Source organism: Pseudomonas guangdongensis (genome assembly GCF_900105885.1).
Classification (GTDB): Bacteria; Pseudomonadota; Gammaproteobacteria; order Pseudomonadales; family Pseudomonadaceae; genus Geopseudomonas; species Geopseudomonas guangdongensis.
The window spans coordinates 2,494,379-2,517,122 of record NZ_LT629780.1; the positions used below are offsets into that span (position 1 = coordinate 2,494,379).

Consider the following 22,744-nt stretch of genomic DNA (forward strand, 5'->3'; position numbering starts at 1 on the left):
TGCAATGGCCGGGCAATCCAGTAGGCTGTGGTCCGGTACACATTTCATAACAAAAATGACGCTCGCCAGGTTTCCCATGTCGCAGGCCATTACCCCGCTCCGCAAGTTCGTCAGTCCGGAAATCATCTTCGGCGCCGGCTCCCGCCATTCGGTCGGCAACTACGCCGCGACCTTCGGCGCGCGCCGGGTGCTGGTGGTGTCCGATCCGGGAGTGGTGGAGGCCGGCTGGGCGGGCGATGTGCTGGCCAGCCTCGACCGGCAGGGCATCCCTCACGTGCTGTTCACCGCGGTGTCGCCCAACCCGCGAGTCGAGGAGGTGATGGCCGGCGCCGAGCTGTACCGCGCCAGCGCCTGCGACGTGATTGTCGCGGTGGGCGGCGGCAGTCCGATGGACTGCGCCAAGGCCATCGGCATCGTCGCCGCCCACGGGCGCAGCATCCTCGAATTCGAGGGCGTCGACACCATCCGCATGCCCAGCCCGCCGCTGATCCTGATCCCCACCACCGCCGGCACCTCGGCGGACGTGTCGCAGTTCGTGATCATCTCCAACCAGACCGAGCGGATGAAGTTCTCCATCGTCAGCAAGGCGGTGGTGCCGGACGTGTCGCTGATCGACCCGGAAACCACGCTGAGCATGGACCCGTTCCTCTCCGCCTGTACCGGCATCGATGCGCTGGTGCATGCCATCGAGGCCTTCGTGTCCACCGGCAGCGGGCCGCTCACCGACCCCCACGCGCTGGAGGCGATCCGGCTGATCGGCGGCAATCTGGTAGCGATGATCGCCAATCCGCAGGACATCGCCCTGCGCGAGCAGATCATGCTCGGCAGCATGCAGGCCGGCCTGGCGTTCTCCAACGCCATCCTCGGCGCGGTGCATGCGATGAGCCACAGCCTCGGCGGCTTCCTCGACCTGCCCCACGGGCTGTGCAACGCGGTGCTGGTCGAGCATGTGGTGGCGTTCAACTTCGACGCCGCGCCGGAGCGCTTTCGCCGGGTCGCCGAGACCCTGGGCATCGACTGCCGCGGCCTGACCCCGCCGCAGGTGCGCGCGCGACTGGTCGAGCACCTGATCGCCTTCAAGCAGGCGGTCGGCTTCGAGGACAACCTGCGCCGCCACGGCGTCGGCAGTGCCGACATTCCCTTCCTGTCCCGGCATGCCATGCGCGATCCGTGCATCCTGACCAACCCGCGGCAGTCGACCCAGCGCGACGTCGAGGTGGTGTATGGCGAAGCCCTCTGAAGGCGAGGTGCGGCCCAACGTCGCCGATCTGCTGGGTCTGGGCAGTCATTCGGCGCGCAAGAGCTACTACCCGGAGCTGGCCGCGCGCCTCGACGAGCTGGAGCGCGAACGCAACCGCTACAAGTGGCTGTTCGAGCATGCCGTGCACGGCATCTTCCAGGCCGGCCTGCAGGACGGCATCCGCGCCGCCAACCCGGCGCTGGCGCACATGCTTGGCTACGACGATCCGCAGGAGGTGCTGTGGTCGCAGCACGATCTGGCCGAGCACCTGTTCGCCGGCGGCGCCGCCGAGCTGGCACGGATCGGCGCGGTGCTGCGCGAGGGCAAGGGGCTGTTCGGCTACGAAACGCGGCTGCGCCGCCGCGACGGCAGCCACATCGACGTGGTGATGAACCTGCTGCTCAAGCCCGATGCCGAGGGGCTGGTCGAGGGCTTCGTCGCCGACATCACCGAGCGCAAGCAGGCCCAGCTGCGTCAGCAGCAGATCAACGTCGAGCTGGAGCGGCGCGTCGCCGAGCGCACCGCCGAGCTGCTCGAAGCCAATCGCCACCTGCAGCAGGAAATCCGCCAACGCGAGCGCATCCAGTGCGAGCTGCGCGAGGCGCGCGACGCCGCCGAGGCGGCCAACCAGAGCAAGGACAAGTACCTGGCGGCGGCCAGCCACGATCTGCTGCAGCCGCTCAACGCCGCGCGCCTCTTGATCGCCACCCTGCGCGAGCGCAGTTTGCCGGCCGGCGAGGCCACGCTGGTGGAGCGCACCCACCAGGCCCTGGAGGGCGCCGAGGACCTGCTCGCCGACCTGCTCGACATCGCCCGTCTGGACAGCCGGGCGATCCGCCCGGACCCGGCCGTCTACCGCCTCGACGAGCTGCTGGCGCCGCTGGCCTCGGAGTTCCAGCCGGTGGCGGAGGCCGCGGGGCTGCAGCTGCGCGTGCGCATCCCGCGCCTGGCGGTGAACACCGACTTCCGCCTGCTCACCCGCATCCTGCGCAACTTCCTCAGCAATGCCTGCCGCTACACCGGCGAGGGCCGCGTGCTGCTCGGCTGCCGGCGGCGCGGCGCGCGCCTGCTGGTGGAGGTGTGGGACACCGGGCGCGGCATTCCGGCCGACAAGCTGGAGGAGATCTTCCTCGAATTCAACCAGCTCGACGGCAGCCGCCGCGGCGAGCGCAAGGGCGTCGGCCTGGGGCTGGCCATCGTCGAGCGTATCGCGCGGATGCTCGACTATCCGATCCGCGTGCGCTCGCAGCCGGGGCGCGGCTCGGTGTTTAGCATCGAGGTGCCGCTGGCCGAATACGCCGCGGCGCAACCCGCCGTGGCGCCCGTCGAGCGCCCCGGCGATCCGCTGCCGGGGCGTCGCGTGCTGGTGGTCGACAACGAGCCGGACATCCAGGCGAGCATGCAGGCGCTGCTTGTCCAGTGGGGATGCGAGGCGCGGGTGGCCGGCAGCCTGGAGGAGGCGCGCGGGCAGTTGCAGGGCTGGCAGGCCGAGCTGCTGCTGGTCGACTATCACCTCGACGCCGGGGCCAACGGTTGCGACCTGATCCGCGCGCTGCGCGCGGAGCACGGCAGCGCGCTGCCCGCGGTGGTCGTCTCCGCCGAGCGCAGCGAGCAGTGCCGCCGTCGCCTGCACGAGCACGGGATTCCGCTGCTCAACAAGCCGGTCAAGCCGGGCAAGCTGCGCGCGGTGCTCAGCCAGTTCCTCGGCTAGGCCGGCGCTCCTCAGTGCAATTTGCCCCGCGCTTCGCTAGCATGGCGCCCCACGCTTTTCAGCCGTAGCGAACAGATCGATGAGTTATCAGGTACTCGCCCGCAAGTGGCGTCCGCGCTCGTTCCGCGAAATGGTCGGCCAGACCCATGTGCTCCGGGCCCTGATCAATGCGCTGGACAACCAGCGCCTGCACCACGCCTATCTGTTCACCGGCACCCGCGGGGTGGGCAAGACCACCATCGCGCGCATCCTCGCCAAGTGCCTGAACTGCGAGCAGGGGGTCAGCTCCACGCCCTGCGGGCAGTGTTCGGTGTGCCGGGAGATCGACGAGGGGCGTTTCATCGACCTGATCGAGGTGGACGCGGCCAGCCGCACCAAGGTGGAGGACACCCGCGAACTGCTCGACAACGTGCAGTACGCGCCGAGCCGCGGGCGCTACAAGGTCTACCTGATCGACGAAGTGCACATGCTCTCCACGCACTCGTTCAACGCCCTGCTCAAGACCCTCGAAGAGCCGCCGCCGCACGTCAAGTTCCTGCTTGCCACCACCGACCCGCAGAAGCTGCCGGTGACCATTCTCTCGCGCTGCCTGCAGTTCTCGCTGAAGAACATGCCGCCGGAGCGGGTGGTCGAGCACCTGACGCATGTACTGGGCGCCGAGCAGATTCCCTTCGAGGAAGATGCGTTGTGGCTGCTCGGCCGCGCCGCCGACGGTTCGATGCGCGACGCCATGAGTCTCACCGACCAGGCCATCGCCTTCGGCGAGGGACGGGTACTGGCCGCCGACGTGCGGGCGATGCTCGGCACCCTCGATCACGGCCAGGTCTACGGCGTGCTGCAGGCGCTGATCGGCGGCGATGCGCCGGCTCTGCTGGAGGCGGTGCGCCAGCTAGCCGAACAGGGGCCGGACTGGAGCGGCGTGCTGGCCGAGCTGCTCAATGTGCTGCACCGCGTGGCCATCGCCCAGGTGCTGCCGGATGCCGTGGACAACGGCCAGGGCGACCGCGAGCGGGTGCTGGCGCTGGCTGGCGCGCTGCCGGCCGAGGACGTGCAGTTCTACTATCAGATGGGCCTGATCGGCCGTCGCGACCTGCCGCTGGCGCCCGATCCGCGCAGCGGTTTCGAGATGGTCCTGCTGCGCATGCTGGCCTTCCGCCCGGCGGACGCGACGCGTGTCCCGGCCACGCCGCTCAAGGCCGGCACGCCCGCGCCCGCCGTTGCCGCGCCGGCCGCATTGCCGGCAGCCTCCGTACAACCGCAACCGCAACCGCAACCGCAACCGCAACCGCAACCGCAACCGCAACCGCAACCGCAACCGCAACCGCAACCGCAACCGCAACCTGCGGCGCAGGCAGCAGCGCAGCCCGAGCGCACTCCCGAGGCGGTAGCCGAGCCGCAACCGTCGCCGCCCCAACCGGCTCGCACCGAGACCTCGCGCGAGCCCGAGCCGCCGGTGGCAACGGTGCCGGTGGACCTGCCCTGGGATCTGCCGGACGATGAAGGTGGCGTCACGGCCCGTGCCGTGCCCGCAGCTGCAGCCGCGCCGCGCCGCGAAGTACCGGTTACGCCGCCTGCGACCCCGCCGCAGCCGCCGGTCGTCGACGAGGGCGGCGAAGGCGACGAGGCGGGCGACGGCGAGGATTACGACAGCGTCGACATGGATGCCTATGCCTATCTGGACGGCATGCAGCCGGTCGACGACTACGCCCCGGCCGTGCCGCCTGCCGAGCCGGAGCCGGCCCTGGCGGTGGCGCCGGCGACCGGTCTGGCCGCCGAGTGGCTGGCGCTGTTCCCGCAACTGGGCCTGGCCGGGATGACCGCCAGCATCGCCGCCAACTGCACCCTGGTGGCCGTCGACGGCGATCACTGGTCGCTGCAGCTGGACCCGGCGCAGAGCGCGTTGTTCAATGCCGCCCAGCAACGGCGCCTGAGCGATGCGCTGAGCGCCTATCATGGACGCACGCTGACCCTGGACATCCGCATCGAACGTCCCGCGCAGGAGACTCCGGCACAGGCCGCCGCGCGCCAGCGCGCCGAGCGCCAGCGTCAGGCCGAGGCGGCGATCCAGAGCGATCCGCTGGTCCGGCGGATGATCGAACAGTTCGCCGCGGTGATCCGCGACGGCACCATAGAACCCCTGAACAACTGAGGTGATTTCCATGATGAAAGGTGGCATGGCCGGGCTGATGAAGCAGGCGCAGCAGATGCAGGAAAAGATGCAGAAGATGCAGGAAGAGCTGGCCAACGCCGAGGTGACCGGGCAATCCGGCGCCGGTCTGGTCAGCGTGGTGATGACCGGGCGTCACGACGTCCGTCGCGTCACCCTGGACGAGAGCCTGCTGCAGGAAGACAAGGAAATCCTCGAAGACCTGATCGCCGCCGCGGTGAACGATGCGGTGCGCAAGATCGAGCAGAACAACCAGGAGAAAATGGCCGGCATGACCGCCGGGCTGCAGATGCCGCCCGGCTTCAAGATGCCGTTCTGATCCCCGCGTCTCTCCCGGTGCGCAGCGCCGGTCCTGTGCACGGGCATGCCGCCTGCGCCGGGCCGGTGCTGCGCACCTTGCATTTGAATGGTACTTCGCGATGAGCTTCAGCCCCCTGATCCGCCAGTTGATCGACGCCCTGCGCATCCTGCCCGGCGTCGGCCAGAAGACTGCCCAGCGCATGGCCCTGCACCTGCTCGAACGCGACCGCAGCGGTGGCTTGCGGCTGTCCCAGGCGCTCGCCCGGGCGATGGATGGGGTCGGCTACTGCCAGCAGTGCCGCACCCTCAGCGAGGACGCCCTGTGCCCGCAGTGCAGCGATCCGCGCCGCGACGACAGCCTGTTGTGCGTGGTGGAGGGGCCGCTGGATGTCTTCGCGGTGGAGCAGACCGGCTATCGTGGCCGTTACTTCGTGCTCAAGGGCCATCTGTCGCCGCTGGATGGCCTGGGCCCGGAGGCCATCGGCATCCCCGAGCTTGAGCAGCACATCGCCCGCGGCCGTTTCAGCGAGGTGATCCTCGCCACCAATCCGACCGTGGAGGGCGAGGCCACCGCCCATTACATCGCCCAGTTGCTGGCGCCGCGCGGGCTGAGCCTGACGCGCATCGCCCATGGCGTGCCGCTGGGCGGCGAGCTGGAACTGGTGGATGGCGGCACCCTGGCCCACGCCATGGCCGGACGCCGGCCGATCGGTGGCTGAGGCGCTCAGCCCAGCCGGGCGCGCCAGAGAGTCGCGTAGCCCAGCCCCAGCAGCAGCCAGCCGCCCAGCGGGTGGAAGATGCTGCGCCACAGGCGACTGTACGGATCGAAGCCGACGCCGTGGATGAAGCCGCTGCAGATGCCCCACATCACCAGCATCAGCAGGCCGTGGCTGTAGCGGCCCTCGGCGTCGAGCATGGCGGCGGGATGGATCAGCAGCACCAGCGCCAGCGGCGCGGCGAGCAGCAGGGAAACCGCGCGGCTGCTGCCGCGCTGCAGCCAGGAACGGGACTCAGCGGTCACCCGCATCGCCCTCGTCGAGGTTCTGGGTGGTTTCCAGCCACAGCGCATTGACGATGCCGAAGCTGCAGGCCAGCAGTACGCCGAGAATCCAGGCGAAGTACCACATCTGTCGATCTCCTTGGCCCCATCGGGGCTCTTGTCGGCACGGGCTCAGTACAGGCCGTGCGGGTTGCTCTCGATGGTCTGGTCGGTCAGCCGGCCCCACATGCGGGTGTAGCACCACAGGGTGTAGAGCAGGATCAGCGGCACGAAGATGCCCGCTACCACCAGCATGATGCCCAGGGTCTTGTGGCTGGACACCGCGTCCCACACGGTCAGGCTCGACGCCGGGTCGAGGCTCGACGGGAAGACGAAGGGGAACAGCGCGAAACCCGCGGTGCAGATAGTGCCGACGATGGCCAGGCTGCTGCCGAGGAAGGCTACAAAGCCGCGGTTGAGCAGCGCGCCGAGCAGCGCCAGCACGCCGCCGGCCAGGCCCACCAGCGGGGCGAATCGGGTCAGCGGGTACTGGGCGTAGTTGGCCAGCCAGCCGCTGTTGTCCAGGCTCACCTGCTTGTGCAGCGGGTTGAGCGCCGCGCCCAGATCACCGAAGCCGCCGACCAGGCTGAAGCCCTGGATGCCCATCACCAGCCAGGTGCCGGCCGCCGCGAAGGTCAGCAGGTACACCAGCGCGCACAGCTGGGTGGCCTTGCGCGAGCGCTGGTGCAGGTCGGCGTCGGTACGCAGCATCAGCCAGGCGCCGCCGTGGGCGCAGAGCATGCTCAGGCTGACCACCCCGGCGAGCAGGGCGAACGGATGCAGCAGGGCGAAGAACGAACCCTCGTAGGTCGAGCGCATCAGCTCGTCGAGGCGGAATGGCAGGCCGAGGAACAGGTTGCCGAAGGCCACGCCGAACAGCAGCGCAGGCGCCGCGCCACCGACGAACAGCGCCCAGTCCCAGGCGCCGCGCCATTTCCGGTTCTCCAGCTTGCTGCGATAGTCGAAGCCGACCGGGCGGCAGAACAGCGCGAACAGCACCAGCAGCATCGCCCAGTACAGCCCGGAGAAGGCCACCGCGTAGACCATCGGCCAGGCGGCGAACAGCGCGCCGCCGGCGGTGATGAACCACACCTGGTTGCCGTCCCAGTGCGGGGCGATGGTGTTGATCGCCACCCGGCGCTCGTTGTCGGTCTTGCCGACGAAGGGCATCAGCGCCATGGCGCCCATGTCGAAGCCGTCGGTGAGGGCGAAGCCGATCAGCAGCACGCCGATCAGCACCCACCAGATGAGTTTCAGGGTTTCGTAATCGAACATGGCGGTCTCTCCTCAGGCCCGGGCCGGTTGGCGCTCGAAGTGGTAGCGGCCGGTGTGCAGGCTGGACGGGCCGAGACGGGCGAACTTGATCATCAGGTACATCTCGATCACCAGCAGCAGGCTGTAGAAGGCGATCAGGGCGATCAGCGAGCCCCAGACGTCGCCGGTGCTCAGGCTGGAGGCCGACAGGTGGGTCGGCAGCACCTCGCCGATCGACCACGGCTGGCGACCGTGCTCGGCCACGTACCAGCCGGTCTGCGCGGCGATCCACGGCAGCGGCAGGCTGAGCAGCGCCCACCTGAGCAGCCAGGGCTTGCTCTCCTCGTTCTTCTTCGCCGAAGCCCAGAAGGCGCAGGCGAACAGCGCCAGCATCAGGAAGCCCGAGGCGACCATGGCGCGGAAGCTCCAGAACAGGCTGAACACATGGGGAATGGTGTCCTTGGCGGCGAGCTTGATCTGCTCCTCGCTGGCATCAACCACGTTCGGGGTGTACTTCTTCAGCAGCAGGCCGTAGCCCAGATCGTGCTTGACCTGCTCGAAGGCGGCGACGGTTTCCACGCTCTGGTCGCCGCCGCGCAGTCGCTCGAGCAGTGCGTAGGCGGTCATGCCGTTGCGGATGCGCGCCTCGTGCTCGACGATCAGGTCCTTGATGCCCTTGACCTCCTCGTCCAGCGAACGGGTGGCGATCAGGCCCAGCGCCCAGGGAATCTTCACCGCGTAGTCGGTGCGCATTTCCTCCTGGTTGGGCAGACCGAACAGGGTGAAGCCGGCCGGCGCCGGGTGGGTTTCCCACTCGGCCTCGATGGCGGCCAGCTTGGTCTTCTGCACGTCGCCGATCTCGTAGCCGGACTCGTCGCCGAGGACGATCACCGAGAGGATCGAGGCCAGGCCGAAGGCCGAGGCGATGGCGAACGAGCGGCGGGCGAAGCCGAGGTCGCGCTTCTTCAGCAGGTAGTAGCTGGAGATCGCCAGCACGAAGATCGCCCCGGTGACGTAGCCGGCGGCCACGGTGTGCACGAACTTGACCTGCGCCACCGGGTTGAAGATCAGCGCGCCGAAATCGACCAGCTCCATGCGCATGGTCTGGTAGTTGAACTCGGCGCCGACCGGGTTCTGCATCCAGCCGTTGGCGATCAGGATCCACAGCGCCGACAGGTTGGAGCCCAGCGCCACCAGCCAGGTCACCACCAGGTGCTGCACCTTGGACAGCCGATCCCAGCCGAAGAAGAACAGGCCGATGAAGGTCGATTCGAGGAAGAACGCCATCAGCCCCTCGATGGCCAGCGGCGCGCCGAAGATGTCGCCGACGTAGTGGCTGTAGTAGGCCCAGTTGGTGCCGAACTGGAACTCCATGGTCAGCCCGGTGGTGACGCCGAGAGCGAAGTTGATGCCGAACAGCTTGCCCCAGAACTTGACCATGTCCTTGTAGATCTGTTTGCCGGTCATCACGTAGACCGACTCCATGATCGCCAGCAGGAAGGCCAGCCCGAGCGTCAATGGCACGAACAGAAAGTGATACATCGCGGTCATGGCGAATTGCAGACGCGACAGGTCGACGACGGCTTCCGAGATCATCTCGGCTCCTCCTCGTTCAGAGATGCGGGAGAGGTTGGCGGGGTGCCGAGCAGACGCTCGCTGACCCGGACGGTGCCGTTGTCCGGCACGGTGGGGGCGGTGAACCAGATGTGCTTGATGGTCAACAGGACGACCAGCTTGACCAGCAGGATGATGCCGATCTCGCGCACCAGGGGGATGCGCCAGGGGGATGGGCTGTCAGGTTGCGACATGTGCTGCGGCTCCGAACGGCCTGCGCCGGCAGGAGTGGCCGCGCAGGTGGCTGCATGAAGCAACAGCGAGGCCCGTCTCGGCCAGTGACCGAGCGCCACATGCGACCATGGGTCTCAGGTGGAAAGTCAATACCCTTTCGATTCGAAAGGTCTATTTCGTGTGTCGGAAGTATTACCGGATGCTGCGAGGAATGGCCCGCATCCGCGATGCTCGGGGTGGAAACGCAGACGCCCTGCAGGTAGCAGGGCGTCTGTGCGGTGGTGGTGCTGTGGCTGGCTCAGCTTTCGTAACGGCCGCCGGCCAGTGCGCAGAGCTCCACCGAGTCGAGGATCTGCACGTCCTTGCCTTCGGCCTGCAGCAGGCCGTTCTGCTGGAAGCGGGTGAACACCCGCGACACGGTTTCCACGGCCAGGCCCAGATAGTTGCCGATCTCGCTGCGCGACATGGCCAGGCGGAAGTGGTTGGCCGAATAGCCACGCGCCCGGAAGCGGGCGGACAGGTTGACCAGGAAGGTGGCGATGCGTTCGTCGGCGGTCTTCTTCGACAGCAGCAGCATCATCTGCTGATCGTCGCGGATCTCGCGGCTCATCAGGCGCATCAGCTGGCGGCGTAGTTGCGGCAGCTGCACCGACAGTTCGTCGAGTTTCTCGAAGGGGATTTCGCACACCGAGGTGGTTTCCAGCGCCTGCGCGGACACCGGGTAGACCTCGGTGTCCATGCCGGACATGCCGACCAGTTCGCTCGGCAGGTGGAAGCCGGTGATCTGCTCTTCGCCGCTGTCGGTGACGCTGAAGGTCTTCAGGGCACCGGAGCGTACGGCGAAGACGGAACCGAAGCCGTCGCCCTGGCGGAACAGGAACTCGCCTTTCTTCAGCGGGCGACCGCGCTTGACGATGTCGTCCAGGGCATTCATGTCCTCCAGGTTGAGCGACAGCGGAAGGCACAGGGCGGAGAGGCTGCAGTCCTTGCAATGCGCTTGCGGCAAGGAGCGCACCTTGAGGGTGTCTTGGCCGGCAGTCATGACGGTTCCTTACATGCACAGATTGCCGGCAAGGTTACCCCAGGCTGTGACGAACTGCCACCATGGAGGGTGCGCCCTGGCTCAGATCACCCGCGAGAAGCGCTGCGTGCTCTGCAGCGGCAGGTAGTGGTCGAACAGCATGCACACCGAGCGCACCAGCAGTCGGCCGGCCGGATTGATCTCGATGCCGCGTTCGTCGAGGCGGATCAGGCCGTCGGCGGCGCAGGCCTGCAGCTGTGGCCACAGCTCGGCGAAGTAGGCCTTGAAGTCGATGGCGAACTGCTGCTCGATGGCGACGAAGTCGAGCTGGAAGTGGCAGATCAGCTGCTGGATCACCGCGCGGCGGATGCGGTCGTCGGCGTTGCAGTGCAGGCCGCGGCGGGTGGCCAACTGGCCGTTGCCGAGGCTGCCCTGGTAGTCGTTGAGATCGTTGCTGTTCTGGCAGTAGAGATCGCCGATCTGGCTGATCGAGGACACGCCCAGGCCGATCAGATCGCAGTGGCCGTGGGTGGTATAGCCCTGGAAGTTGCGCTGCAGGGTGCCGTCTTCCTGGGCGATGGCCAGTTCGTCGTCGGGCAGGGCGAAGTGGTCCATGCCGATGTAGCGGTAACCGGCGGCGGACAGCTGCTCGATGGTGCGCTGCAGCATCTCCAGCTTGGCGCCGGGGCTGGGCAGGTCGTCGGCGTTGATGCGCCGCTGCGGCGGGAAGCGCTCGGGCAGGTGGGCGTAGTTGAACACCGAGAGGCGGTCGGGCTGCAGGGCGATCACTTCCTCGACGGTGCGCGCGAAGCTGTCGGGCGACTGCAGCGGCAGGCCGTAGATCAGGTCGAGGTTGATCGAGCGGAACTGCAGGGTGCGCGCGGCTTCGACGATGGCGCGGGTTTCCTCCAGACTCTGCAGGCGGTTGACCGCGCGCTGCACGGCCGGGTCGAAGTCCTGCACGCCGAGGCTGACGCGGTTGAAGCCGATGTCGCGCAGCAGGCCCATGGTCGCCCAGTCGGCCTCGCGCGGGTCGATCTCGATGCTGTAGTCGCCGCCGTCGTCGTCGAGCAGGTGGAAGTGCTGACGCAGATCGGTCATCAGCTGGCGCAACTCGTCATGGCTGAGGAAGGTCGGTGTGCCGCCGCCGAAGTGCAGTTGCTCGACCACTTGAGCACGGTCGAGATGGCGGGCGACCTGGCTCATTTCCTGCTGCAGGCGCTGCAGATAGAGGGCACTGCGGCCGCGATCCTTGGTGATGACCTTGTTGCAGGCGCAGTAGTAGCAGATGTGGGCGCAGAACGGCAGGTGCACGTAGAGCGACAGGGCACGCCGGGCCTGGGCGCTGTCGCGTAGGGCGTGCAGCAGGTCGAACGGGCCGACGCCGTCGTGGAACTGCACGGCGGTCGGGTAGGAGGTGTAGCGCGGACCGGCGAGATCGTAACGACGGATCAGGTCGGCATCCCAGCGGAGGGTGTCAAGCATGGGGGAGCCCCGAATATCAGACAGTGGGGGCAGTCTAGGGGGCGCTCGGCGGGGGGGTGTTGACCTGTATCAAGCGCACTGGAGGCGCTCCGCTGGCGCGATCTTGCGGCGATCAGGAAGCCAACGCACTGGCTATTGGCCAGTGCGTCGGTCTTGTTGCGGAGGGCGGCGGTGCCGCCGGCTCAGAAGCTTTCCCAGTCGTCCGCAGCGGCGGTTTCGGTCTTGGCGGCAGCGCTCTTGCGTGGCATGGCCGCTGGTTTGCTCGGTGCCACCGGCGGGCGTGGCGCCGCCCGTGGAGCGGTCCCTGCGCCGCTGCGCTGCGCCTGGGCGCCGAGCTTGAAGATCGCCACCACCTCGTTGAGGCGCTGGGTCTGTTCCTGCATGCTTTGCGCCGCGGCGCTGCTCTGTTCGACCAGTGCGGCGTTCTGCTGGGTCATCTGGTCGAGCTGACCGACGGCGGTATTGACCAGGCTGATGCCGTTGCTCTGTTCGTTGGCTGCGGCGGTGATCTCGCCGATGATGTCGGTGACCCGCTGCACGCTGGAAACGATGTCGTCCATCGTCGCGCCGGCCGAGCGCACCAGCGAGCTGCCGGCCTGTACCTGATCGACGCTGGCGCCGATCAGCGCGGTGATCTCGCGGGCTGCCTGCGAGCTCTGCTCGGCCAGGCTGCGCACGGCACTGGCCACCACGGCGAAGCCGCGACCCTGCTCGCCGGCGCGGGCCGCCTCCACCGCGGCGTTGAGGGCGAGGATGTTGGTCTGGAAGGCGATGCTGTCGATGACGCCGATGATGTCGGCGATCTTCTGGCTGCTCTGGGCGATGTCGTCCATGGTGTGCATCACCTGGCCCATCACCTCGCCGCCGTGGCGGGCCACGTCGGCGGCCGAGGTGGCCAGTTGGTCGGCCTGGCGCGCCGAGTCGGCGCTGTGTTTCACGGTGGCGGTGATCTGCTCCATGCTGCTGGCGGTTTCCTCCAGATTGCTGGCGGTGGCCTCGGTGCGGCTGGAAAGGTCCTGGTTGCCGGTGGCTACTTCGCGGCTGGCGACCTGGATGCTCTCGCTGGCCTGGCGCACTTCGGAAACCACCTTGTGCAGCGAGTCGCGCATTGCGGCCATTTCCTGCAGCAGGACGGTGAACTCGTCGGCGCCGGTGACCGCGACCGGCTCGGCCAGGTCGTTGGCGGCGATGCGCTGGGCGACGGTGGTGGCTTCCTGCAGACGGCGGCGCAGCATGGCCATCAGCCAGAGTGTGGCGGCGACGGCAATGGCCATCACGGCCAGTACGGCGCCGAGCAGCTGGACCTGCAGGGACGCGACGTTGTCCTCGATCATCTGGGTGCGCTGGCCGAGGATCTCCTGCTGCCAGTCGCGGGCCTCGTGGAACACGTTGACCAGCGGGGTGCGTGCGTCCAGTTGCTTGAAGGCCTGGGCGAGCTGCTCGTTGCCATCGCTCTGGCCGTTGCGGGTCAGGGCGATGAAGCCGTCCAGCGCGCCGCGGTAGGTGGCCAGATGGCGGCGCATGTCGGCGACCTGCTGGCGGGCCTTATCGGAGAAGATGTACTTGTTGAACTCCTCGATCCCTTCGCTGATCAGGGTGAGCGAGGCGTTGATCTCATCGATGGCGACCCGGGCCTGCTCCGGCGTCTTCACCAGCATCAACTGGCGGGACTGCGAATGCATCCGCGCGATCTCGGTGCGCATGTCGGCCAGGCGCAGCACCTGCGGCACCCGGCTGTGGGAGATGTCTGCGGCCTCTTGGGCGAGTTGTTGCAGGGCGAGCCAGGTGTTCAGGCCGACTGCGGCGAAGGCCAGCAGGATCAGTGCGAAGATGGCGGCCAGGCGTGTGCCGAAGCGCGAAAAGTTCAATCCCATTCTGGTTCTTCTCCTTGGTATCCGTGTGCCGGGCTGCAGTTGCCTGTGGCCAGGCGGCGTTGGCTGGCCGACGTTCTGTGTTTCGACTATCTGTCGGGCGCGCAATTGTATGCCGAAACGCGCGGCAGGCAATGCTTGCGGCTGGTGTCGGCGCGGTGAGCGGGCGTGGGGGAGTGGAGGAGGCGGTTCAGTGGCCCATCAACCAGGCCTGGTGCGGGCCGGGCAGGGTCCAGAGGCCGAACAGGATCACCAGCAGGCCGCCGGCGATGCGCACGCCGCGCCGCCGCAGCAGGGCAGTCAGACGCTCGGCGGCCAAGCCGGTGGCCAGCAGCACCGGCAGGGTGCCGAGACCGAAGGCCAGCATCAGCAGCGCGCTGTCTAGGGCGTCCCCCTGGCTGGCGGCCCAGAGCAGGGTGCTGTACACCAGACCGCAGGGCAGCCAGCCCCACAGGGCGCCGAGCAGCAGGGCGCGCGGTGCGTTGCGCACCGGCAGCAGACGGCGGGCGAGGGGTTCGAGCCGGCGCCAGAGCAGGCGGCCGATGCCTTCGATGCGGGTCAGTCCGCTCCACCAGCCGGCCAGGTACAGGCCCATGGCGATCAGCAGCAGGCCGGCGAGCAGGCGCAGGGCAGTGGCGGCAGGGCCGCTGGCCAGTGCCCAGCCGGCGGCGCCGATCAGCAGGCCGGCGAGACCGTAGGAGGCGATGCGGCCGAAGTTGTAGGCCAGCAGCAGACCCAGGCGCCGCTGGCGCTGCTCGGCGGGGATCGCCAGGGTCAGCGCGCCCATCAGGCCGCCGCACATGCCTATGCAGTGGCCGCCGCCGAGCAGGCCGAGCACCAGGGCCGAGAGCAGCAGGGGCAGCAGTTCAGTCACGCGGCGACTCGGGTGTATCGGTCCGGGCCGCGGGCTTGTCGGCGGAGTCGCCGGAGATGCCCGCCTGGTGACGGGGATCTTCCTCGTCGAACAGGATGCTGTGCGCCGGGCCGTCCAGATCGTCGTACTGGCCGTTGTTGACGGCCCAGAAGAACAGCCAGATGGCCAGGGCGACCACCACTACGGCAACCGGGATCAACAGGTAGAGTGCGGACATGGGGGTCTCCGATGGGCGGGCGCGGCGCCGCGCCGTGGCTGGACGAGGCGCATCAGGCGGCCTGTGCCGCAGGGGCGGGCGCTGTGGCGACCGGGCGCGGCGGGGTGCTTACCCGGCTCAGGCGCAGGGCATTGACCACCACCACCAGCGAACTGAGCGACATGCCGATCGCCGCCCACCCCGGAGTGATCCAGCCCAGGGCGGCGAAGGGCAGTACCAGGCCATTGTACAGACAGGCCCAGCCGAGGTTCTCGACGATGATGCGGCGGGTGCGGCGCGCCACGTCCATGGCCTGCACCAGACTGTCCAGGCGGTTGGAGAGCAGCACGGCGTCGGCGCTGGTCTTGGCCAGGTCGGTGGCGCTGCCCATGGCCACGCTGATGTCGGCTCCGGCCAGGACCGGCACGTCGTTGACGCCATCGCCGAGCATCAGCACGCGATGGCCGGCTTGGTGCAGTTCGCGCAGCACGGCGAGCTTGGCGTCGGGTGTCAGGCCGCCGCGGGCATCGCCGATTCCCAGCTCGCGAGCCACGCTGGCGACCATCGGCGAGCTGTCGCCGGACAGCAGCAGGACTTGCCAGCCGCGCTGGCGGGCGGCCTGCATCAGCAGGACGGCGTCGTCGCGCAGGCGGTCGTCGAGACGGAACCAGGCCAGTGCTCCCCGGGTATCGCCGAGCAGCAGCCACTGGCCCGGCTCGTCGGGCATCGGGGCTGCCGGGGTGCCGCTCAGGGCGCAGACGAAATCGCTCTGGCCGATGCGCAGCAGGCGCCCTTCGACCTCGCCTTCCAGCCCTTTGCCCGGCTCGCTGCGCAGCGCCTCGGCGCTCAGCAGCGAGCGGCCGAAGGCGCGAGCGATCGGGTGTTCGGAGCGCTGTTCGAGGGCCGCGGCCAGACGCAGGCAGGCATCGCCATCGAGCGCGGTCAAGGGGCGGATCTCGCGCAGGGTCAGGCGACCCTCGGTCAGGGTGCCGGTCTTGTCGACGATCAGGGTGTCGACATGGTTGAGGCTTTCCAGCACATGGCCGCGGGTGACCAGCAGGCCGAGCTTGTGCAGGCTGCCGGTGGCGGTGGTGAGTGCGGTCGGGGTGGCCAGCGACAGCGCGCAGGGGCAGGTGGCCACCAGCAGGGCGAGAACGACCCAGAAGGCCCGCTCGCTGTCGAGCTGCCACCAGAGCAGGCCGACCGCAGCGGCGGTGAGCAGCACGATGACCAGGAACCACTGTGCGACCCGGTCGGCCAGTTCGGCCAGACGCGGCTTGTCGGCCTGGGCCCGTTCGAGCAGGCGGACGATAGCGGACAGGCGGGTATCGTCGCCCAGCGCCTCGACCTGCAGGGTCAGCGGGCCCTCGATGTTCAGGGTGCCGGCGGTGACCGGCTGGCCGGCCTGGCGTGGTTGCGGCAGGTACTCGCCGGTGAGCAGCGACTCGTCGATGCTCGACTGGCCGGCGAGGATGCGCGCATCGGCCGGGATCACCGCACCGGGCGGCACCAGAACCTCATCGCCGACCCTGAGTTCGCTGAGCAGGATGCGCTGGCTGTGGCCCTGTGCGTCGAGGCGCAGGCAGGATGCCGGCAGCAGGTTGACCAGCTGGGCGGTGACCTGGGCGGTACGCTCGCGGGCGCGGCGTTCCAGGTAACGTCCGGCGAGGAGGAACAGGGCGAACATGCCGACGGCGTCGAAGTACAGCTCGCCGACGCCGGTAATGGTCGACCACAGGCCGGCGAGGTAGGCGCCGCCGATGGCCAGTGACACCGAGACGTCCATGGTCAGGTGGCGGGTGCGCAGGTCGCGCAGGGCGCCGCGGAAGAACTGGCCGCAGCAATAGAAGACGATCGGGGTGGTGAGGAACAGGCTGGTCCAGCGCAGGATGCTGTCCATGTCGGCGCTGAGGTCGATGTTGAACTCCGGCCAGGTGGCCATGGCGGCCATCATCACCTGCATCCACAGCAGGCCGGCGACGCCGAGCTGGCGCATGGCCTTGCGGTTCTCCTGCTGCATCCGCTCGGCCGCGGCATCGGCCTGGTAGGGGTGCGCCGCATAGCCGATCCGGCGCAGTTCGGCGAGCAACTGGCTGAGCGGCAGGCGCGCGCCGTCCCACTCGACCTGCAGGCGGTGGTTGGACAGGTTGAGATTGGCTTGGGTGACGCCGGGCAGTTTCTTCAGGTGATGCTCGATCAGCCAGCCGCAGGCGGCGCAGCTGATGCCCTCGATCAACAGGCAGGTCTGGCTCTGCTCGCCCTGGCGCTCGACCAGGGTCTGCTGCACGTCGGGGCGGTCGTAGAGGGCCAGTTCGTCGGCCAGGACCTTGGGCAGGGCCTCGGGGTTGGCGGCGCTTTCGCTGCGGTGGCGGTAGTAGCTTTCCAGTCCGCCGGCGACGATGGCCTCGGCCACCGCCTGGCAGCCCGGGCAGCACATGGCCCGCGACTCGCCGAGTACCTGGGCGTGGTACGGGCTGCCGGCAGGCACCGGCAGCCCGCAGTGGTAGCAGGGCAGGGGAGTGGCCATGGCGGCTGTCAGTGGGACAGTTCGATCGGGCGGCGGTCTTCCAGCACGAACTCGTCGAACAGGCGCCAGTCTTCGCGGCCCTCGCTGCCGATCAGCTCGACGAAGCGGCGACCGCTGACGGCGTCCTGCATCTGGCCCTGATAGAGGCCTGCCTGCCCGGCGACCGGTTGGAGGATGACCCGGCGGTCACGTTCCGGTTGGGTCGGGGAAATCAGGTTGAGCACCAGTTGCGCCGGCTGGCTGATCCCGCTCAGGGTCAGTTCGGCAGTGCCTTGGTGCTCGTCGAGGATCAGGGTGGCGCGCATGCCCAGGCGCTCGGCCAGGTGTTCGCGCTGCAGCGAAGTGTTGATGCCTTTGCCGACGTCGTAATAGTTGTCGGCGACCAGGGTGTCCGCGTTACGGGTGGCAACGACCAGCAGCGATATTCCGAGAACCACCGAGGTTGCCAGGATGGCGATGATGAACCAGGCCCAGAATTGCGTGTACCAGCGGGTGGTGGTCTCGGAGTTTCGCATGCGTGCTCTCTGTCAGCGGACGCGCGGGCCGATGAAGCGGCTTTCGGCGTCGAAGGTTTTACCGGGAAGGTCGGCGGCCTTGATTGTAAAGAGAATCTCGTTGGTGCTGGAAGGCAGCTGTTCCGGATCGATGGACAGTTCCACCGGCACCGAGAGGATCTCGCCGGCTGTGGCGAGGACTTCGCGCTTGCCTTCGTAGACCAGTCCGTCGAGGCCTTCTACCCCGATGCTGTAGACGTGATCGCGCTGGTCCTTGTTCATGATCTTCAGGGTGTAGACGTTCTCGATGCGGCCTTCCTCGTTCTCGCGGTACAGCACGCGGTCCTTGATCACGTCCAGCTCGGCCAGCGGGCGCATTACCAGCGCGGTACCGAAGGCGCCCATCATGATCAGCAGGGCGATGGCGTAGCCGATCAGGCGCGGGCGGGCGAGGTGGGTCTTCTGGCCGCTGAGGTTGTGCTCGGTGGTGTAGCTGACCAGGCCGCGCGGGTAACCCATCTTGTCCATGATGCTGTCGCAGGCGTCGACGCAGGCGGCGCAACCGATACAGGCGATCTGCAGGCCGTTGCGGATGTCGATGCCGGTCGGGCAGACATGCACGCACATCTTGCAGTCGATGCAGTCGCCCAGGCCCTGGGCCTTGTAGTCGGCATCCTTCTTGCGCGGGCCGCGCTGTTCGCCGCGGTTCGGGTCGTAGGAGACGATCAGGGTGTCCTTGTCGAACATCACGCTCTGGAAGCGCGAGTACGGGCACATGTGGATGCACACCTGCTCGCGCAGCCAGCCGGCGTTGCCGTAGGTGGCGAGGGTGAAGAAGCCGAACCAGAACAGCGCCCAGCCGTCGATGTTGAAGGTCAGCAGGTCGACGGTCAGCTGGCGGATCGGGGTGAAGTAGCCGACGAAAGTCAGTGCCGTGGCGGCGGCGACCAGCAGCCAGATGGCGTGCTTGGCGGCCTTGCGCAGGAACTTCTCGGCGCTCATGGGTTGCTTGTCGAGCTTCATACGCTGGTTGCGGTCACCCTCGGTGACCTTCTCGGCCCACATGAAGACCCAGGTCCAGACGCTCTGCGGGCAGGTGTAGCCGCACCACACGCGTCCGGCGAAGACGGTGATGAAGAACAGGCCGAAGGCGCAGATGATCAGGAGCCAGGACAGCAGCATGAAGTCCTGCGGCCAGAAGGTGGCGCCGAAGATGTAGAACTTGCGTTCGGGTAGGTTCCACCAGACGGCCTGGCGGTCGCCCCAGTTGAGCCAGGCGGTGCCGAAGAACATGAGGAACAGGAAGGCGCCGCTGATCAGGCGGATGTTGCGGAACAGGCCGGTGAAAGCCTTGGTGTAGATCATCTCGCGCTTGGCGTAGAGGTCGACGCTCTCGCCTTTCTTGGCGGGGGAGGGGGGGGTTACGTCCTTAACAGGAATCTGATCGCTCATCGGTCTCTACCACGGCTGGAGAAGGAGGTGCCCCGGCCGGTACTTGGCCGACCGGGGTCAATTCACCTGTTTTGCAATGGTACGCCTAATGGCGGGCGGCTGCATGCGACGGGTGGTCGCGCGACAGCCGCACGGGTCTTACTGTTGCTCAGCCTTTTGCGACAGGCTGTAGACGTACGCTGCGAGCAGGTGAACCTTGTCGTTGCCGAGAATCTCGTTCTGGGCGGGCATCACGCCGTTACGACCGTGGCGCAGGGTCTGCTGCACCTGGGCGAAGCTGGAACCGTACAGCCATACGCGGTCGGTCAGGTTCGGCGCGCCCATCAGCGGATTACCCTTGGCCTCGACACCGTGACAGGCTACACAGTTGGTGGCGTAGATCTGTTGACCGGCGGCAAGGTCGATGCCTTCGGGGTTCTTGAGGTCGCTCAGGCTGCGGATGTAGCCGGCAACGTTGCGGATACCCTCTTCGCCCAGTACGTCCTTCCAGGCCGGCATGGCTGCCTGGCGACCGCCGAGGATGGTGGTCTTGATGGTGTCGGCTTCGCCGCCCCACAGCCAGTCGTGGTCGGTCAGGTTGGGGAAGCCGTAGGCGCCCTTGGCGTCCGAGCCATGGCACACCGAGCAGTTGGAGGCGAACAGGCGAGCGCCCATCTTCAGGGCCTGCTCGTCCTTGGCCACTTCGGCCACCGGCATGGCGGCGTATTTGGCATACAGCGGGCCGTATTGCTCGTCGGCGCGCGCCATTTCCTTCTTCCACTGGTTGACACCGGTCCAGCCATCCTCATAGCCCGGCAGCACGCCCTTCCACTTGCCCAGGCCCGGGTAGAGGGCCAGATAGCCGACGGAGAAGATTAGGGTGCCGACGAACAGCAGGAACCACCAGCGCGGCAGCGGATTGTCGTATTCCTCGATGCCGTCGAAGGTGTGACCCATGGTCTGGTCGGTGGTGTCGGGGCGCTGGCCCTTGCGGGTCGCGAAGATCAGCCATGTCAACGCCAGCAAGGTGCCGACGGTGAGGATGGTGATGTACAGACTCCAAAAGGTAGTCATTCTTTATTGCTCCTGGAAGCGTGCTCGTCGCTCGTGGGCTTCTCGGGCGTCTCTGGTTCGTCGGCGAACGGCAGGTTGGCGGCTTCGTCGAAGTTTTTCTTGCGCTTGCCGCTGAATGCCCACAGCAGCAAGCCCGCGAAGGCGATCAGTACCAGGGCAGTGCCCAGGCCACGCAGAGTCCCGATTTCCATGGCGAGTTACCGTTTGTTCTTGATGCTGGTGCCGAGGACCTGCAGGTACGCGACGAGCGCGTCCATTTCGGTCTTGCCCTTGACCGCGTCGCGGGCGCCGGCGATGTCCTCGTCGGTGTACGGCACGCCCAGGGTACGCAGGGCTTCCATCTTGGCCGCGGTGTGCTTGCCGTCGAGCTGATGCTCGACCAGCCACGGGTAGGACGGCATCTTCGACTCGGGCACGACGTTGCGCGGGTTGTAGAGGTGCGCGCGGTGCCAGTCGTCGGAGTAGCGGCCGCCGACGCGGGCCAGGTCCGGACCGGTACGCTTGGAACCCCAGAGGAACGGATGGTCGTAGACGCTCTCGCCGGCGACCGAGTAGTGGCCGTAGCGCTCGGTCTCGGCGCGGAACGGGCGGACCATCTGCGAGTGGCAGCCGACGCAGCCTTCCTTGATGTAGATGTCGCGGCCTTCCAGCTGCAGCGCGGTATAGGGCTTGAGGCCCTCGACGGGCTCGGTGGTTTCCTTCTGGAAGAACAGCGGGACGATCTGGGTCAGACCGCCGATGCTGACGGCGAGGACCATCAGCAGGGCCATCAGGCCGATGTTCTTCTCGATGATTTCATGATTCTTCATCAGTGGGCTCCTTGAACCACGAACTGCTCGGCGGCGGCCATTTCATTGGCCTTGGCCACACGCACGGTGCGCCAGGTGTTGTAAGCCATCAGCAGCATGCCGGTGAGGAAGAAGGCGCCGCCGATCATGCGGACCAGGAAGCCGGGGTGGCTGGCTTCGAGGGCTTCGACGAAGGAGTAGGTGAGGGTACCGTCCTCGTTGACCGCACGCCACATCAGGCCCTGGGCGATGCCGTTGACCCACATGGAGGCGATGTACAGCACGGTGCCGATGGTGGCGAGCCAGAAGTGGGCGTTGATCAGGGGGATGCTGTGCATCTCCTTGCGGCCGAACACTTTCGGGATCAGGTGGTACAGCGAGCCGATGGACACCATGGCGACCCAGCCGAGGGCGCCGGCGTGGACGTGGCCGATGGTCCAGTCGGTGTAGTGGGACAGTGCGTTGACGGTCTTGATGGCCATCATCGGGCCTTCGAAGGTGGACATGCCGTAGAAGGCGAGGGAGACCACCAGGAAGCGCAGGATCGGGTCATGGCGCAGTTTGTGCCAGGCCCCGGAGAGGGTCATCATGCCGTTGATCATGCCACCCCAGCTCGGCGCCAGCAGGATCACCGACATCACCATGCCCAGGCCCTGGGCCCAGTCGGGCAGGGCGGTGTAGTGCAGGTGGTGCGGGCCGGCCCAGATGTACAGGGTGATCAGCGCCCAGAAGTGGACGATGGACAGGCGGTAGGAGTAGACCGGGCGCTCGGCCTGCTTGGGCACGAAGTAGTACATCATGCCGAGGAAGCCGGTGGTGAGGAAGAAGCCCACAGCGTTGTGGCCGTACCACCACTGGATCATGGCGTCGGTGGCACCGCTATACATCGAGTAGGACTTGAACAGGGTGACCGGGATCTCCATGTTGTTGACGATGTGCAGCATCGCCGTCACCAGGATGAAGGCGCCGAAGAACCAGTTGCCCACGTAGATGTGCTTGGCCTGGCGCTTCATCACGGTGCCGAAGAACACCACCGCGTAGGAGACCCACACCACGGCGATCAGAATGTCGATCGGCCACTCCAGTTCGGCGTACTCCTTGGAGGAAGTGAACCCCTGCGGCAGGGTGATCACTGCCAGCACGATCACCGCCTGCCAGCCCCAGAACACGAAGGAGGCAAGGGCGTCGCTGAACAAGCGGGTCTGGCAGGTGCGCTGCACCACGTAGAAGGAGGTGGCCATCAGGGCACAACCACCGAAGGCGAAGATCACCGCGTTGGTGTGCAGGGGGCGCAGGCGGCCGAAGCTGGTCCAGGGCAGGTCGAAGTTCAGGCTCGGCCATACCAACTGGGCAGCGATCAGGACACCTAGGCCCATTCCTATGACCCCCCAGATCACCGTCATGATGGCGAACTGGCGGACCACCTTATAGTTATAAGCAGTCTGACTGATTGCTGTACTCATTGCAGGGGTTCCACGGTTAAT

At 67.3% G+C, this 22,744-nt stretch carries 22 protein-coding genes; 5 read left to right on the top strand and 17 right to left on the bottom strand.

All coding sequences use genetic code 11. From position 1 onward, the window contains the following. Window positions 1-76 precede the first annotated feature (76 nt). From ercA to recR, 5 genes are all read left to right on the top strand, one after another. Complete coding sequence (gene ercA, locus BLU22_RS11775) at window positions 77-1,240, top strand: alcohol dehydrogenase-like regulatory protein ErcA (RefSeq protein WP_090214712.1); 1,164 nt, start codon at window positions 77-79, stop codon at window positions 1,238-1,240. Then, window positions 1,224-2,951, top strand: a complete 1,728-nt coding sequence (locus tag BLU22_RS11780) for a PAS domain-containing hybrid sensor histidine kinase/response regulator (protein WP_090214714.1) — start codon at window positions 1,224-1,226, stop codon at window positions 2,949-2,951. The genes ercA and BLU22_RS11780 overlap by 17 nt, the downstream gene beginning before the upstream one ends. Window positions 2,952-3,030: 79 nt before the next feature. Continuing rightward, window positions 3,031-5,100 (top strand): DNA polymerase III subunit gamma/tau, encoded by a 2,070-nt coding sequence (gene dnaX / locus BLU22_RS11785; RefSeq protein WP_090214717.1) that lies wholly within the window; start codon window positions 3,031-3,033, stop codon window positions 5,098-5,100. Window positions 5,101-5,110: 10 nt separating this feature from the next. Next, window positions 5,111-5,437: a YbaB/EbfC family nucleoid-associated protein gene (locus BLU22_RS11790; protein WP_090214722.1), complete on the top strand. Its 327-nt coding sequence runs from the start codon at window positions 5,111-5,113 to the stop codon at window positions 5,435-5,437. Between the two features lie 100 nt (window positions 5,438-5,537). After that, window positions 5,538-6,137: a recombination mediator RecR gene (recR, locus tag BLU22_RS11795; protein WP_090214725.1), complete on the top strand. Its 600-nt coding sequence runs from the start codon at window positions 5,538-5,540 to the stop codon at window positions 6,135-6,137. A 5-nt stretch (window positions 6,138-6,142) separates the two neighbouring features. Here recR and BLU22_RS11800 read toward each other — a convergent pair whose 3' ends face one another. The 17 genes from BLU22_RS11800 to ccoN all read right to left on the bottom strand — a co-directional run bounded on the left by BLU22_RS11800 (window position 6,143) and on the right by ccoN (window position 22,723). Then, window positions 6,143-6,445, bottom strand: coding sequence for a cyd operon YbgE family protein (locus BLU22_RS11800; protein ID WP_090214728.1), 303 nt, complete (start codon window positions 6,443-6,445; stop codon window positions 6,143-6,145). Beyond that, window positions 6,429-6,545: a cytochrome bd-I oxidase subunit CydX gene (cydX, locus tag BLU22_RS11805; RefSeq protein ID WP_090214733.1), complete on the bottom strand. Its 117-nt coding sequence runs from the start codon at window positions 6,543-6,545 to the stop codon at window positions 6,429-6,431. Before cydX ends, BLU22_RS11800 begins: the two co-directional genes overlap by 17 nt. Window positions 6,546-6,589: 44 nt before the next feature. Continuing rightward, window positions 6,590-7,732 carry a cytochrome d ubiquinol oxidase subunit II gene (gene cydB, locus BLU22_RS11810; RefSeq protein WP_090214737.1) on the bottom strand — a complete coding sequence of 381 codons (1,143 nt, stop codon included), beginning with the start codon at window positions 7,730-7,732 and terminating at the stop codon, window positions 6,590-6,592. A 12-nt stretch (window positions 7,733-7,744) separates the two neighbouring features. Then, window positions 7,745-9,307, bottom strand: a complete 1,563-nt coding sequence (locus BLU22_RS11815; protein ID WP_090214739.1) for a cytochrome ubiquinol oxidase subunit I — start codon at window positions 9,305-9,307, stop codon at window positions 7,745-7,747. Beyond that, window positions 9,304-9,519, bottom strand: a complete 216-nt coding sequence (gene cydP / locus BLU22_RS11820) for a cytochrome oxidase putative small subunit CydP (RefSeq protein ID WP_090214740.1) — start codon at window positions 9,517-9,519, stop codon at window positions 9,304-9,306. Before cydP ends, BLU22_RS11815 begins: the two co-directional genes overlap by 4 nt. Before the next feature lie 278 nt (window positions 9,520-9,797). After that, entirely contained in the window at window positions 9,798-10,541 is a 744-nt protein-coding gene (fnr, locus tag BLU22_RS11825; protein WP_090214741.1) for a fumarate/nitrate reduction transcriptional regulator Fnr, read from the bottom strand. Between the two features lie 81 nt (window positions 10,542-10,622). Continuing rightward, window positions 10,623-12,005 (bottom strand): oxygen-independent coproporphyrinogen III oxidase, encoded by a 1,383-nt coding sequence (gene hemN / locus BLU22_RS11830; RefSeq protein WP_090214751.1) that lies wholly within the window; start codon window positions 12,003-12,005, stop codon window positions 10,623-10,625. A 182-nt stretch (window positions 12,006-12,187) separates the two neighbouring features. Then, window positions 12,188-13,879 (bottom strand): methyl-accepting chemotaxis protein, encoded by a 1,692-nt coding sequence (locus BLU22_RS15415; RefSeq protein ID WP_269457627.1) that lies wholly within the window; start codon window positions 13,877-13,879, stop codon window positions 12,188-12,190. Window positions 13,880-14,066: 187 nt separating this feature from the next. Next, window positions 14,067-14,750: a sulfite exporter TauE/SafE family protein gene (locus tag BLU22_RS11840; protein ID WP_090214753.1), complete on the bottom strand. Its 684-nt coding sequence runs from the start codon at window positions 14,748-14,750 to the stop codon at window positions 14,067-14,069. After that, a complete protein-coding gene (gene ccoS / locus BLU22_RS11845) occupies window positions 14,743-14,967 on the bottom strand; it encodes a cbb3-type cytochrome oxidase assembly protein CcoS (RefSeq protein ID WP_090214756.1) in 225 nt (74 codons plus the stop codon). Before ccoS ends, BLU22_RS11840 begins: the two co-directional genes overlap by 8 nt. 52 nt (window positions 14,968-15,019) lie before the next feature. Next, entirely contained in the window at window positions 15,020-17,473 is a 2,454-nt protein-coding gene (locus BLU22_RS11850; RefSeq protein ID WP_090214758.1) for a heavy metal translocating P-type ATPase, read from the bottom strand. An 8-nt stretch (window positions 17,474-17,481) separates the two neighbouring features. Next, window positions 17,482-17,988 carry a FixH family protein gene (locus tag BLU22_RS11855; RefSeq protein ID WP_090214760.1) on the bottom strand — a complete coding sequence of 169 codons (507 nt, stop codon included), beginning with the start codon at window positions 17,986-17,988 and terminating at the stop codon, window positions 17,482-17,484. 12 nt (window positions 17,989-18,000) lie between these two features. Further along, window positions 18,001-19,419, bottom strand: a complete 1,419-nt coding sequence (ccoG, locus tag BLU22_RS11860; RefSeq protein ID WP_090214763.1) for a cytochrome c oxidase accessory protein CcoG — start codon at window positions 19,417-19,419, stop codon at window positions 18,001-18,003. Window positions 19,420-19,557: 138 nt separating this feature from the next. Further along, window positions 19,558-20,472, bottom strand: a complete 915-nt coding sequence (gene ccoP, locus BLU22_RS11865; RefSeq protein ID WP_090214766.1) for a cytochrome-c oxidase, cbb3-type subunit III — start codon at window positions 20,470-20,472, stop codon at window positions 19,558-19,560. Further along, window positions 20,469-20,663 carry a cbb3-type cytochrome oxidase subunit 3 gene (locus BLU22_RS11870; protein ID WP_090214768.1) on the bottom strand — a complete coding sequence of 65 codons (195 nt, stop codon included), beginning with the start codon at window positions 20,661-20,663 and terminating at the stop codon, window positions 20,469-20,471. Before BLU22_RS11870 ends, ccoP begins: the two co-directional genes overlap by 4 nt. 6 nt (window positions 20,664-20,669) lie before the next feature. After that, window positions 20,670-21,281 carry a cytochrome-c oxidase, cbb3-type subunit II gene (gene ccoO / locus BLU22_RS11875; RefSeq protein ID WP_090214770.1) on the bottom strand — a complete coding sequence of 204 codons (612 nt, stop codon included), beginning with the start codon at window positions 21,279-21,281 and terminating at the stop codon, window positions 20,670-20,672. Beyond that, window positions 21,281-22,723 carry a cytochrome-c oxidase, cbb3-type subunit I gene (gene ccoN, locus BLU22_RS11880; protein ID WP_090214773.1) on the bottom strand — a complete coding sequence of 481 codons (1,443 nt, stop codon included), beginning with the start codon at window positions 22,721-22,723 and terminating at the stop codon, window positions 21,281-21,283. The genes ccoO and ccoN overlap by 1 nt, the downstream gene beginning before the upstream one ends. Between the last annotated feature and the right edge of the window lie 21 nt (window positions 22,724-22,744).